The sequence below is a fragment of the Pseudomonas sp. NBRC 111143 genome, assembly GCF_001320965.1.
In the GTDB taxonomy this organism is placed as follows: domain Bacteria; phylum Pseudomonadota; class Gammaproteobacteria; order Pseudomonadales; family Pseudomonadaceae; genus Aquipseudomonas; species Aquipseudomonas machongensis.
Genome location: NZ_BCBT01000002.1, coordinates 74483 through 87401 on the forward strand (window position 1 = coordinate 74483; position 12919 = coordinate 87401).

Below are 12919 nucleotides of genomic sequence, written 5' to 3' on the forward strand. Positions count from 1 at the left end.
CGCCGGGGCTGCTGTGCAGCCCCGACAATCTCAGGGATTCTGCGCCAGGTGCCCCGGCGCCAACACCCGCTTGGCCTGCAAGTAGGCCTTGGACCAGTAGCTGTTCGACAGGTAGTCCAAGCGCACCGTACCGCCGGTGGACGGCGCATGCACGAAGCGCCCCTCCCCCACGTAGATCCCGGCATGGCTCACCTGCGAGCCACCGCCGGTGGCGAAGAACACCAAGTCACCGGACTGCAGCGAATTGATGTCCACGGTCGGCGCACGCATGACGATCATCTCGCGGGTCGAGCGTGGCAGGTTGATGTTGGCCGCGCCGCGGTAGACGTAACCGATCAGCCCACTGCAATCGAAACCCGAATCCGGGGTGTTGCCGCCCCAGCGGTACGGGGTGCCGACCAGACCGATGGCACGGATCAACACATCGTCAGCCACAGGCGACGAGGAAGGTTGGTCGATGAAGGTGATCTGCGGCTTGGCCACAGGTGCCGGTGCCGGAGCACGGCTGGAACAGGCGGCAAGCAGTGCCACCAGGGAAAGGAATGCGAAGCGCGTCATCATCGCCATGGGTCAGAACCTGTCTGAGACCAATCGGCCGCAGCCGAAAAAAGAGTTAAGGATTTAGATTAGACGCTATTCGTAAATGCGCACGGCGGCTAGCTTTTCAGCTACGCCGCCGTGCGAGGATACATCATTTTGATATCAGTTGCGCGACAGGGTGGTGGTCGGCGCCATGGCCAAGGCACGCTTGGCTTCGATGAAGGTCTTGCTCCAGTAACGGTCACCGAGGTTGTCGATGCGCACACCACCGCTGCGGCGGCTGCTGGAGTGGATGAACTGGTTGTCACCCAGGTAGATGCCGGCATGGCTGACACGGCCACGGCCATTGGTGCTGAAGAACAGCAGGTCACCCGGCTTGAGCTTGTTGCGTGCGACCTTGGGGGCATCGACGTTGATCATCTCGCGGGTCGAGCGCGGCAGGTTCATGCCGGCCTCTTCGCGGAACAGGTAGCCGATGAAGCCGCTGCAATCGAAGCCGGACTGCTCGGAAGTACCGCCGAAACGATAACGGGTGCCGATCAGCGACATGCCACGCTCCAGAATGCTGTCTGCAAGGACGGGCAACTGGTAGGGCTTGCTGTTGCTGGAGAAGGCTTGAAGGTCTTCATCGGTGGCGAGGTCTTCTTCGTCGAATACCGACGAATGCGAAGCCTTGGCCTTGACCGCGGTTTGCGCGGTGACCGATGGGTGATCCTGGGGCTGGGAAATCGGGCCTTGGGCCGCGCAGCCAAAAAGCAGGGTCACGAGTGCGAGTGGCACGAGGGGTGCGAAGCGCTTGAGCATGGGCACGACCGTGTCTGTAATCCTTTAGAAGTGGGAAACTATGCCTTCTATCGGACCTATTTGCAAATTTTATCGAAAAAAATGTGACTTTTGCGTTTTGCCGCTCTGGCCCGGTGTTTTCAGGGTTACCAGCCGAGGGTTTCCTTGAGGAAGGGAATGGTCAACTTGCGCTGGGCTTGCAGCGAGGCCTGGTCGAGGCGTTCGAGCAGATCGAACAGTGCACTCATGCTGCGCGTTCCACGCGTGAGAATGAAGTGCCCGACCTCATCGGTCAGGTGCAAACCACGGCGCGAGGCGCGCAATTGCAAGGCACGCAGCTTGTCTTCGTCGGACAGGCCACGCATCTGGAAAATCAGTGCCAGGGTGAGCCGTGACTTGAGGTCGGCGAGCTTGATCGGCAGCTCACGCGGCGAACTCGAGGCCGCCAGCAGCAGACGCCTGCCGCTGTCACGCAGGCGATTGAACAGATGGAACATCGCCTCTTCCCAGTCGGCCTTGCCGGCAATCACGTGCAGGTCGTCGATGCACACCAGCTCGTACTGCTCCAGATGGTCGAGCAACTCCACGCCTCGGTCGAGCAACTGCGCCAACGGCAGGTAGACGGCGGGCTCGCCCAGTTGCTGGAAACGGTGGGTGGCAGCCTGCAGCAGGTGGGTGCGCCCTGCGCCCTGCTTGCCCCACAGATAGATGAGGCTCTCGGTCCAGCCCGCGTCGGCTTCGCACAGCCGCTCGACGTAGCCCAATGCCGCGGCATTGGCGCCCGGATAGTAGTTGATGAAGGTGGCGTCATCGCGCAGGCGCACACCCAGGGGCAACTGGATTGGTTTCATGCTGGCTGGCGGTCGCGAGGACCAAAGGGGGCCTTTGGTGAAGAGTGCGCAAAGTCTATACCCGCAGCGCGGGCGGCACAATCGGGGAAGGGAATAGCGCAAGTAAAATCAACAGGTTGCGTGATTTTTGAGCAATCAGAGCATCACCTCGGCCACGCGCCCCGCCCATTAGCGTGCCAGACTCGAAGTCGCCTGGGTGCAAAAGCAGGTCGCCTGGGTGCGATTTTTCCACTCGCCCGGCTCATAACCTGAACGGCAGCCACCGCCGCGCGGGGCGTCATGACATAACAACGATAATCACCGTCTCGTGAGGGGAAGAGTCATGCAGCGATCGATCAAGGCGGCCACCTGCGCCGCACTCCTGGGTATCAGCGCAGCCAGCTGGGGCGCAGAACCCGCCGCTTGCCAGAACGTGCGCATGGGCTCGGTGAACTGGACCGACGTCGTCGCCAGCAGCGCCGTCGCCGAAGCCCTGCTCGACAGCCTGGGCTACAAGGTCAAGCAGACCAGCGCCTCGCAGCAGATCATCCTGGCCGGCATGGCGGAAAAACGTCTCGATGTGTTTCTCGGTTACTGGCAGCCGACCATGCAATCGGTGGCCAAGCCTTTCCTGGACAAACAGCAGATCGACGTGATCAGCCCCGCCACCCTCGCCGATGCGCAGTCCACCTATGCCGTGCCCGCCTACGCCTACGACGCGGGCCTGAAGACCTTCGCCGACATCGCCAGGTTTCGCGACAAGCTCAAGAACCAGCTGTACCTGATCGAACCGGGCAGCGGCATGAACCGCATCACCGCACAGATGATCGCCGAAGACAAATTCGGCCTGAAGGGTTTCAAGGGCATCGAGTCCAGCGAGGCCGGCATGCTGACGGCGGTCAAGCGTGCCGTGCAGAAGAACGAGTGGGTGGTGTTCGCCGGCTGGAAGCCGCATCCGATGAACCTGCAGATCGACATGCGCTACCTCTCCGGCAGCGACGACGCCTTCGGCCCCAACGAAGGCTCGGCCACCGTCTCGATCATGACCGCAGCCGGTTACCAGCAACAATGCGGCAACGTCGCCAAGCTGCTGCACAACCTGCGCTTTACCAGCGAAGGTGTCAGCCAGGTCATGGAGCCGATCCTCGACCGCAAAGCACCGCTCGATGCCGCTCGAGACTGGCTCAAGGCGCACCCCGAGCAAGTCTCGGCCTGGCTCGAGGGCGTGACCACATTCGACGGCAAGCCCGCCAATGCGGCATTGGTCGCGCAACAGTAATGCAGCGCTACCCTCTCTCGGCCGACATGCAGGCCTTCATCGAGCGGACCCGCGCCTTCGGCGTGGCCGATCCTGCACTGGCAGCCCAGCGCGCGGCCTATTCGCGCATGGCCGCAGCCTTCACCCCGCCATGCCCGGAAGGCGTGCAGGTGCGAGATTTGAATATGCCGGGACTGGTGCCCTTGCGCGTGTTCCAACCGGCACAAGCAGCACCGGCCGGAGGGTGGCCAGCGCTGCTATTTATGCATGGTGGTGGCTGGATGCTCGGTGGGCTCGACTCACACGCGTTCTTCTGCGCCGAACTGACGGCGTGCTTGGGAGTGGCGGTGGTCGCGGTGGATTACCGACTCGCGCCGGAACACCCCTTCCCCGCCGCCCTGCACGACAGCCTCGCCGTCTGGCGCGCCCTGCGCGATGGCGCGCTGGATGTGCCGGTTGACCCCACACGACTGGCAGCCATCGGCGACAGCGCCGGGGGCAATCTCGCCGCCGCCCTGTGCCTGGCACTGCGTGAAGCGGATGAGCCGCAGCCGCGCATGCAGGCGCTGATCTATCCAGCGCTGGGTGATGAGGACAGCGTGTCGCGGCGCGAATGTGCCGATGCACCGCTGTTGTCTGTCGACGACATGCGCGCCTGCCTGAACGCCTATCTGCCCTCCACTACTCACAGCCCGCTGGCGCTGCCATTGCTCGCCCGCGACCTCACGAGGCTGGCGCCCGCTTTCATTGCCGTGGCCGAATTCGACCCACTGCGCGATGACGGCCTGCGCTATGCACAACGGTTGAGAGACGACGGAGTGGCGGTCGATGACTTCCCAGGCCATGGACTGGTCCATGGCTGCCTGCGGGCCAGGGGGTTGCCGGAGGTGGAGGCACTGTACGAGGCGCTGTTTGCAGCGCTCAGGAACAGCCTCGATTGAGCCCCTTTTACCGAAACCGCCCGACCTGCAAGCGCGGGCTCGTCACGAGAGGGAAGCGCCTACCTAATGAAAGTTTCATGTTTTGACCCATGCTCTTTCTGCAAGAATCTTTAGTTACAACCTCTTACAAAGATTCGCTGAATAGCTGGAGCACGTGATGAATCCCCCCCTCCCTGCCAAAGCACCGTCCAAAGCCGGAAGAGTCTTCCGGGTGACCTCCGGCAATTTTCTCGAACAGTTCGACTTCTTCCTGTTCGGTTTCTACGCCACCCAGATCGCTGCCGCGTTCTTCCCTGCCAGCAACGAATTCGCCTCATTGATGATGACCTTCGCCGTATTCGGCGCAGGCTTCCTGATGCGCCCGCTGGGGGCGATCATCCTCGGCGCCTACATCGATGACGTGGGCAGACGCAAAGGCCTGATCGTGACCTTGGCGATCATGGCCAGCGGTACCTTGCTGATCGTGTTCGTGCCCGGCTATGCCAGCATCGGCCTGTGGGCGCCGGCCCTGGTGTTGCTCGGCAGGCTGCTGCAAGGGTTCTCGGCCGGTGCCGAGCTCGGTGGCGTTTCTGTTTACCTGGCAGAGATGGCCACGCCCGGGCGCAAAGGCTTCTACGCCAGCTGGCAATCGGCCAGCCAGCAGGTCTCCATCATGGTTGCCGCGGCCCTGGGCTATGGCCTGAATCAGTGGTTGTCCGCCGAGGAGTTGTCCCAGTGGGGATGGCGGATTCCCTTTGCCGTGGGCTGCCTGATCGTCCCGTGCATCTTCCTGCTGCGCCGCAACTTGCAGGAGACCGAAGAGTTCGCCAAACGTGAGCATCGCCCGACCATGAGCCAGGTGTTCAAGACACTGTGCGCCAACGCATCGGTGGTGATCCTGGGCATGCTGATGGTGGCCATGACCACCACCGCCTTCTACATGATCACCGTGTACGCCCCGACCTTCGGCAAGACCGTGCTGCAGCTCGATACCAGTGACGCATTGATGGTGACCTTGCTGGTCGCCGTGTCCAACTTCCTGTGGCTGCCGATCGGCGGCACGTTGAGCGATCGCCTGGGACGCAAACCGCTGCTGGCGGCAATGTCCCTGCTGACCGTACTCACGGCATACCCTGCGCTGTCATACCTGGCCCAGGCCCCCAGCTTCGCTCACATGCTGGAGGTGCTGCTGTGGTTCTCGTGCCTCTATGGCCTGTACAACGGCGCACTGATCCCTGCCCTGACCGAAATCATGCCCACCGAAGTGCGCGTTGCCGGATTCTCCCTGGCTTATAGCCTCGCCACCGCGGTGTTCGGCGGCTTCACCCCGGCGGTGTCCACCTGGGCGATCCATGCCACGTCAGACAAGGCCGCCCCGGCTTACTGGCTGATGTTCGCAGCGCTGTGTGCGTTCACTGCAACGCTTGTGCTGTATCGCCGTCGGCCTGCCCGCAGCACGGCTGTTGCCTGAGGGTGTGACGGATCTTTCTGATGTACAGGAAGATCCGTCTCGGACTGCGCACGCTCAACCATTGTCATTGCCACAATCCCGGGCCGGCTCAAGGTATTCGATGGCCTTGAGCTTCGCCGTCGCGTCACGATAGACAACGATACGAGGGAAAACACCACAACCCGCAGGGGTTGGGCTGACGGACAACACTTCGACCATTTCGACATCCATCCCATATCGGTAGGTTTGCACTGGCACTTTCTCGCCCTCCACTTCAATGGTCTTTTCCTGGGCCTGCACCGACAACGCACCCAACATCACCACAACGACCAATAGCCTTTTCACAGAAGTTTCCCGATTACCAGACAGTCAATACCAGCGCCGCAACGACGCGCCGTCGTACCCAAGCCGCCACTACAGGCCTATGACCTCTCGATAGACTTCCAGCGCGTTACGCTCGACCCAGTTGTGCTGTAACAGGCCATCCGGCCGCACATGCAAGATGGCAGTACCACGCATCTCGAATGGTGTTCCGCAGTCACGCCCGCCCAGAAACCCTCTGTTCCTGCCGGTAAACATCCAGCGCGATGCAACCCTGCTGCCATCGGCATTCTGGAAGGACTCGATGCTATTGAATTGAAATGCATCGATCCCCTGCAAAAAAGCCGTAACCCATTCGACGAACGCTTCACGCCCAACGATCTCGAGGCCACCGGAGGTGATCACGAAATCCTTGGCCACGCGCCCTGCCGCCGCCCTGGGATTTCGCGCCTGCCACACCTCACGCCAAAACGCCTCAACGATCTCCACCGACTTATCCACCGACATGCCTGCCTCCTGACCATTGCCAACGGGATGCGCCAGATCAGGCGCAGAACGGATGCTCGGCCTTTACGATTCAGAAGACAAACGCATAATATTAATTGCATCCAGTCGATCGGCTTATTGATATGTCACTCTCCCAACTTGAAATCGACCATGTGCGTACATTCATCGCAGTCGCCGAAGCGGGTAGCTTCACAGCAGCAGCAGAGACTGTCGGCAGATCGCAATCGGCAGTGAGCCAAAAGATCATTCGTCTTGAGGAAATCCTGGGACTGAGAGTGTTCGAGCGCACCAGCAGGACACTGACGCTGACCCGCGAAGGCGAGCAGTTGCTGCTCAATGCCCGCAAGTTGATGCTGCATGTCGACACGTTCCTCAGTGAACTCAAGCAACCAACTCGCGTCAAAACCTTGCGCCTTGGCATTTCCGAGAACCTGGTGCCCACACAACTGCCAAGGCTGCTGTCACGCTTCACCCAACTTCATCCAGACGTGCAGCTGGAGCTGAGCACCGGACTGAGCCACGACCTGCTCGCGGAGCACGAGGCGGGGCAACTGGACCTGGTGATTGCGAAGCAGAAGGCTGGCAACCAGGCCCAACACGGCCGGGTCATATGGCGCGAGCCTTTGGTATGGATGGCTGCGAGCGACTACGTAATGGAGCCGGCCGGCACGGTCAGGCTGGTCATGATGCGCCCGCCCTGCGCCTACCGCGCAATCATGATCGATGCGCTGACCGCCAGCCGGCGCGAATGGGCCACAGCCTGCACCGCCAACAACCTGGCCGGGGTACAAGCAGCAGTCGCGGGCGGGCTCGGTATCACTGCACTGGGTGCGTCGTTCATACAACCCGGCATGCGCATCCTCGAGCCATCCACCGTCTTGCCGGCGCTGCCCAGTACCGAAGTTGCAGTGATTGCACAGGATCCAGCCATGCAACACCTGGTCGAGCAATTGATCAGCCTGCTTTGCGAGGGCTTGATTAACAGAAGTGCGCTGGTGTGAAGGCGATCGGCGAACAACATGTGAAAACGAAAAAGCCCCGCTGATTCTCACCAGCGGGGCTTTTCATGTATGGCGGAGAGATAGGGATTTGAACCCGCCCGCATGATTGCTCAGGACTTGGCAGGCCCGCGAAATGGGGCGGCGACGCGTGTGAAGACGGGCCATTGAGGCCCATGGCGGCCCTGCACTTGCCCTAGATTTGCCCTAACCTCTGTGACTAAGGGACAACTCAGGAGCATACCTTTGCCCCTCCTCCCATTAACGCATTCGTGCCTGCTGGCGAGCATAAACCTCGTCGGTCAACCAGGGATGCATCGCTAAGTAATTCATCATCCCACTAGAAATATTTTTGACTTCTTCAAGGGAGTTCGGACCCCATTGCGCTACCTGCACAACGTCAAAGCGTATCTCAGCCTCAAGCCGGAGCAGAATTGCCGAACGCGTAAGGTTCACGCTACGTCTGAGCGCTAGGAAAGCCGCTGCTACGGGTGATTCAACGATGCGAGTGTGATCAACTCCCTTCAGGTCCTCTAGAGCCATCTCCAACAAACTAATGTGATACTTCAATACGAGGCCCTTGGGGGCCCCCTCTAGAATGTAGCGTGCTGCGGCAGCAATGACTTCATTCCCATACACAGCAATCTCAAAGGCCTTCTGCATGTACGAATAATCTGAGAGAGCCTTATCTTGGTTCTGCTTGACTGACGCGCGTTGCGCAATAAGGACGGCAGCAAGGATCGCCGCGATGCTTCCAATTGCCTGCACCCAGGCCGGCGCATCTTTGAGCGATCCGACCTGATCAAGCACCACCCAAAGCCCCCACCCCAGAACACCCAGTGATAGGTATCCCCAAAGCACCCATGCAGTGGCAACCCTCATGCTTTCTGAGAAGTGAAATTTCACACCTGCGATCCTTCAAAAATCATGCAGCTTGAAGGGATTTCGAACATTGGTCCAGCTCCGGCAATACATACCGATTGTGCTGGAGTATTAACGAGGGAAAGCGCCAAAGCCCCATGTACCAAGGGCTTGGTCGTTTTTGTGTCTGGCTGCGAAGCGCCCAAAGGGCATAGAATGGCGCTCGGTTTTCCCCATTTTTGCCTCACGCTATTGCTAATGCCGCGTGCGACCATCTGCTGTTCTGAGCTGGATTTCCGTCACTGCCTGACACAACGAATCCGCGATGACGCGCAACCGTTCTAGCTCATCAGCCGACCTGGCTTCTGCCTGGTGGAGCCTTCGCCTCGCGTCAATAGCCTCCAAGATCAGCGGCTCACCAGCCTCTAGCAACCCCAATAACGTCTTCTTCACCCATGCTCTCCACGTTGGTTCACTGCAGCTATTTAGCAGCGCATGTTTTGCAGCTACATGCTCATGCTCATCCACGCACTGGTGATCCGTTAGGCCGTTGCACCGCGGCAGATACCCGATTTCTATTGCCATTCATGCCAATGATGGCATCCTGCCTCATGGAGCAAATGCATCCGCCTTCTTATCGTATAGTAGAATAAATTTACTACCATTTTAACCATAGGCCAAACATCAGTGTTAAAAACTATAAAACTCAAATTCGGAAGCTCCCCAAGTCAAAAAAGCGAAGAAATTACTCTTACGCCACTCACTGTTTTCATAGGACCTAATAATTCTGGAAAAAGTAAAATCCTTAGCGAAATCAAAGATGCGTGCTCGGGCACTAACACTTCAATCATGAAGATACTTGAAAATATCGAACCAGAATTTCTACCAAAGGAATTTCTGGACAAGCTAATTGAGCAAAGGACTATTCCAGACACCCAACCCAACCCAAACCCCGACAGTTTAGTATTGCGAGGATCCGAACTAAACTCTCATCTCATGACCTCAAGAAGCTATATCCAAAACATCATTGACAACCCGAGCAGCAACCCCGAGTCTTACAGAAGCATGGTCTTAGGTCCTGAGACTTTAATGCTCAATGGAATTAATCGGCTCAGCCTAGTAAACACGCAAAACGCTGGAGACTTGCAGCTACCGCCAACAAGCACTCTAATGAGCCTACTGAAAAACAAAGAAAAGAGAAAAAAAGTCAGAAATATAACAAAAGACGCTTTCGGGAAATACCTTGTAATTGACCCAACAAATCTTGGAATGCTTCGCGCAAAGCTTGCAGACCATGAAATAGAAGAAGAAATCGAACTAGGACTATCTCGAGAGTCAATAAACTACCACTCCCAATCCCAACCAATTGACACAGCCAGCGATGGTGTTCGCGCATATACAGGAGTCATAGTTGAATTGATTGCTGGCGACCCCCAAATCATTCTAATCGATGAGCCCGAAGCATTTCTTCATCCTGCGCTAGCCTCAAAACTTGGCTCTAATATTTCGCAAATCATTTCAGCAACCAGCAAAAAAGTTTTTGCCTCCACGCATAGCCAAAACTTCCTAATGGGGTGCATTCAATCAGGCCAACCACTTAACATTATTAGACTCACATATAAAGACGGAGTCGCCACCTCTAGATGTCTAAAGAGTGACGAACTTCTAGAACTCATGAGAAACCCTCTCCTAAGATCTAGCGGGGTACTTTCTGGATTATTTTATGAGTCAGTAGTAATCACAGAGTCAGACGCAGACAGAGCATTTTACCAAGAAATAAACGAGCGACTTCTTCGCTTCAAACCAGAATGGGGAATTCCGAACTGCTTATTCATTAACGCCCAAAACAAACAAACCATTCCAACATTACTAAAGCCTCTAAGAGATCTAGGAATACCTGTATCAGGAATATTCGATATTGATATCCTCAAAGAAGGAGGCAGCGTATGGAAGAATCTTCTCAAGTGCGGTTACATTCCTGAAGCTAGCCACGACTCTTACGCATCACTTCGAACTTCCATTAAGAAGTCCTTCGACCAAACAGGCAAGGATATGAAAAGAGACGGCGGAATTGACATTCTAGAAGGCTCTGATCGCGAGACTGTTGAAAATCTTTTCCAACAACTAGGCGAGTATGGATTATTTGTAATCCCCGGTGGAGAACTAGAGTCCTGGCTGAAAGATCACAACATCTCTGGCCATGGGCCAACATGGTTAATTCGAATGTTCGAAGCCATGGGAAACAACCCTGAGCATTCAAACTACACCAAGCCAACAGAACAAGATATCTGGCAATTTATCAGCCGTATGAGCACCTGGCACTTAAATGCAAAAAGAAAGGGCATCCCGACTTAAATTTACTGACAAAATTAAATTTAAAAGGTGCGCTTCAGTCCGAAGAAATTATCTCCCTGGTAAAATTCAGAACCGTACCTCATCACTTCATTTAATATTCTACCCACAAAAGGAAGCGCCCTACCCCACACCAGGGCAGGGCGCGTCACATGCGAATCATCGGCTACTCACGCACGTAGTCCTGGCAGGCCAGCAGCGCGATCAGTCCTCGGTCGCCTCCATCGTTGATGGCGATAATTCGTTGAGCATGAGCTCTGTCAAGTTCGGCACGTACGCTTCCATGAACCAGGCCTCCGGCGCCGGGGGCTTCTCGCACCTCACCGTCCGGCATCGAGTAGGACTGACAGCCGCAGGTCAGCAGTAGGTAAGGGCTCCATGAACCCCACATTCAAAGCACTCAACTGATCCCGGATGCTGTGCTCCCGATTTCTTTCCGGAGCCCGCCGACCATGATGCGACCCGACGCTAAAGTCGAAAAAGTCTACCTCCAGCCAAACCTGTCGACTCTCGAAAATCCGTCAAACGCCTTTTAATGCAAGTGTTGGCTGAGGCCCATCAAGCAACCCAGACGAAACCGGGGCTTCGGTGCATTTTTCCAGAGATATCTTTGATTCTGCCTCGCGCAACTGGCGCCTACCTTCCGCGCACTTACTTTGAAAATCTTTCGACTCTGCAGATTTTTTTCTCAAAGCCATAGCAAATCTGTCATGCGAGTATTCTGAGTTTTGCTCGTACTTAACGGCCCGTTCCAAATACTCACAAGCCTCGGTTGGCAAGCCTTTATTTATCAGAAGGTTTCCTATATTCGCGGATATCCACTGCGAATCACTGTCAACCTTCGTCAACTTTTCGGCTCTTCGATATGCGTAAAGCGCCATATCATACAAGTCCAAGTTAAGGCATGAGTTACCGAGATACCCCCAGTATTCCGACGATTCTGGAAAATCATATGTCAGGCGATCAAATAAGTAGACTGCGATCGAATCCTGCTCGACGTCTTGAGCCAGACGACCATACTTGAATCGCAGCCCTCTATTATCTGGGTATTTGGCATAACAACGTTGGATTGCTAACAACGCATCATTTTTTCTATCGTCGCTTTCGAATATTTCCGCCAATCGAATTGCTACATCTGGAAAACCATCCGAACCAGTAAATTGAAGAGCAGCGATAGCACTATCACTATCAATTGCATCCGTGTGGCATAGCGCAATCGCTAATGCAATCTTGCTATCCTTTGGCCTACTCCTCTGTACAACAGAGAGGAATTCAAGTGCTTTGCTGCCATGGCCTTCAACGCGAAGTATAGATGCAACAAGCGATTGCAATTCCGATGCATTGAAGTTTTCCGTTGCGAGATCCATGAGCGGATCTACATTGCCATCATCTTTTAACTTTAGATCACAATAAAATAGCCAAGCTTTTTTCTCCAGAAGTTCTTCGCCTGAAAGGCTCGTCATCTCTTCCTGAAGTGCGTCCTTAGCCTGTTCATACTTTTTGTCGATAAAGTCAAACAACCAATCACGCTTCTTAATTTCATCTGTGACTCCGCCCCCAATATCTTCATTCATAGCAGCTCGACCTGGCACAATACCGAGCTTCTTAATTTGCTGTCGAATTTGGTGACACACAGGCCCGGTCGCAGCCTGCATACTTTCATCGGACCGCGCAAGATCATACTTTCCGGCAGTTACCCCTAGAAGGTCAGTTGGAAGGTGTAACTCTTCGCCAGAAGGCAGGATAAAGAACACCCGCTCCCGACCAAGCTTCCCGATAAACAATCCAAACTCAAAAAGCACGTTATCTCTAACTGCCGTTGTTGCCTTGTCTCGTATGCACAGCAAATCATCAGGGGAGAAAACAAAGACAGCGAAATCATTGGCAGAGAGCGCCGTCGTCAAACTTTCCATAGTAGTCCGAGACAGCTCAAAAACGCCTTGGTCCCAGACAGTGACTTCAGCCACATGCAGAAGGTTCTGTTGAACCGGATATGCAACGTTCAGCCCTTCAACTGAGGACCCAATGAAAACGCGAGGTTTGGCCATTGTCGCTCCTATGCGCATGAAAGCCCTACAAAAGGGCCTATACCCGATCAG

Annotated in this window: 12 protein-coding genes and 1 pseudogene; 5 read left to right on the forward strand and 8 right to left on the reverse strand. The window is 55.9% G+C overall.

Going from position 1 to position 12919, the window contains the following annotated elements:
* Positions 1-30: 30 nt before the first annotated feature.
* The 3 genes from APH44_RS01630 to hda form a co-directional block, all read right to left on the reverse strand.
* Positions 31-567 carry a C40 family peptidase gene (locus APH44_RS01630; RefSeq protein ID WP_054890951.1) on the reverse strand — a complete coding sequence of 179 codons (537 nt, stop codon included), beginning with the start codon at positions 565-567 and terminating at the stop codon, positions 31-33.
* Between the two features lie 135 nt (positions 568-702).
* On the reverse strand, positions 703-1344 hold the full coding sequence (locus APH44_RS01635) for a C40 family peptidase (RefSeq protein WP_054890952.1): 642 nt from the start codon (positions 1342-1344) through the stop codon (positions 703-705).
* Between the two features lie 125 nt (positions 1345-1469).
* The gene (gene hda, locus APH44_RS01640; RefSeq protein ID WP_054890953.1) at positions 1470-2174 is read right to left on the reverse strand and encodes a DnaA regulatory inactivator Hda; all 705 of its coding nucleotides are present in this window, start codon (positions 2172-2174) and stop codon (positions 1470-1472) included.
* Between the two features lie 322 nt (positions 2175-2496).
* Between hda and choX the strand changes: the two genes are divergently transcribed.
* The 3 genes from choX to APH44_RS01655 all read left to right on the forward strand — a co-directional run bounded on the left by choX (position 2497) and on the right by APH44_RS01655 (position 5802).
* On the forward strand, positions 2497-3432 hold the full coding sequence (gene choX, locus APH44_RS01645) for a choline ABC transporter substrate-binding protein (protein ID WP_054890954.1): 936 nt from the start codon (positions 2497-2499) through the stop codon (positions 3430-3432).
* Entirely contained in the window at positions 3432-4352 is a 921-nt protein-coding gene (locus APH44_RS01650; protein ID WP_054890955.1) for an alpha/beta hydrolase, read from the forward strand. Before choX ends, APH44_RS01650 begins: the two co-directional genes overlap by 1 nt.
* A 157-nt stretch (positions 4353-4509) precedes the next feature.
* Entirely contained in the window at positions 4510-5802 is a 1293-nt protein-coding gene (locus APH44_RS01655; RefSeq protein WP_054890956.1) for an MFS transporter, read from the forward strand.
* A 54-nt stretch (positions 5803-5856) separates the two neighbouring features.
* Here APH44_RS01655 and APH44_RS01660 read toward each other — a convergent pair whose 3' ends face one another.
* Positions 5857-6126 carry a DUF2790 domain-containing protein gene (locus APH44_RS01660; RefSeq protein ID WP_054890957.1) on the reverse strand — a complete coding sequence of 90 codons (270 nt, stop codon included), beginning with the start codon at positions 6124-6126 and terminating at the stop codon, positions 5857-5859.
* Between the two features lie 69 nt (positions 6127-6195).
* The gene (locus tag APH44_RS01665; protein WP_054890958.1) at positions 6196-6609 is read right to left on the reverse strand and encodes an ester cyclase; all 414 of its coding nucleotides are present in this window, start codon (positions 6607-6609) and stop codon (positions 6196-6198) included.
* Between the two features lie 95 nt (positions 6610-6704).
* On the opposite strand from APH44_RS01665, the gene APH44_RS01670 reads away from it, so the two are divergent.
* The gene (locus APH44_RS01670; RefSeq protein ID WP_253781936.1) at positions 6705-7610 is read left to right on the forward strand and encodes a LysR substrate-binding domain-containing protein; all 906 of its coding nucleotides are present in this window, start codon (positions 6705-6707) and stop codon (positions 7608-7610) included.
* Positions 7611-7868: 258 nt separating this feature from the next.
* On the opposite strand, the gene APH44_RS01675 is transcribed toward APH44_RS01670, so the two are convergent.
* Positions 7869-8513, reverse strand: a complete 645-nt coding sequence (locus tag APH44_RS01675) for a hypothetical protein (protein WP_125931594.1) — start codon at positions 8511-8513, stop codon at positions 7869-7871.
* Positions 8514-9317: 804 nt separating this feature from the next.
* Between APH44_RS01675 and APH44_RS28885 the strand changes: the two genes are divergently transcribed.
* Positions 9318-10823 carry an AAA family ATPase gene (locus APH44_RS28885; RefSeq protein ID WP_253781934.1) on the forward strand — a complete coding sequence of 502 codons (1506 nt, stop codon included), beginning with the start codon at positions 9318-9320 and terminating at the stop codon, positions 10821-10823.
* A gap of 163 nt (positions 10824-10986) precedes the next feature.
* Here the strand turns inward: APH44_RS28885 and APH44_RS30295 are convergent.
* Positions 10987-11191: pseudogene (locus APH44_RS30295) on the reverse strand (lysis protein); the annotation flags it as partial.
* Between the two features lie 150 nt (positions 11192-11341).
* Entirely contained in the window at positions 11342-12868 is a 1527-nt protein-coding gene (locus APH44_RS01685; RefSeq protein WP_054890962.1) for a TIR domain-containing protein, read from the reverse strand.
* Positions 12869-12919: the final 51 nt, after the last annotated feature.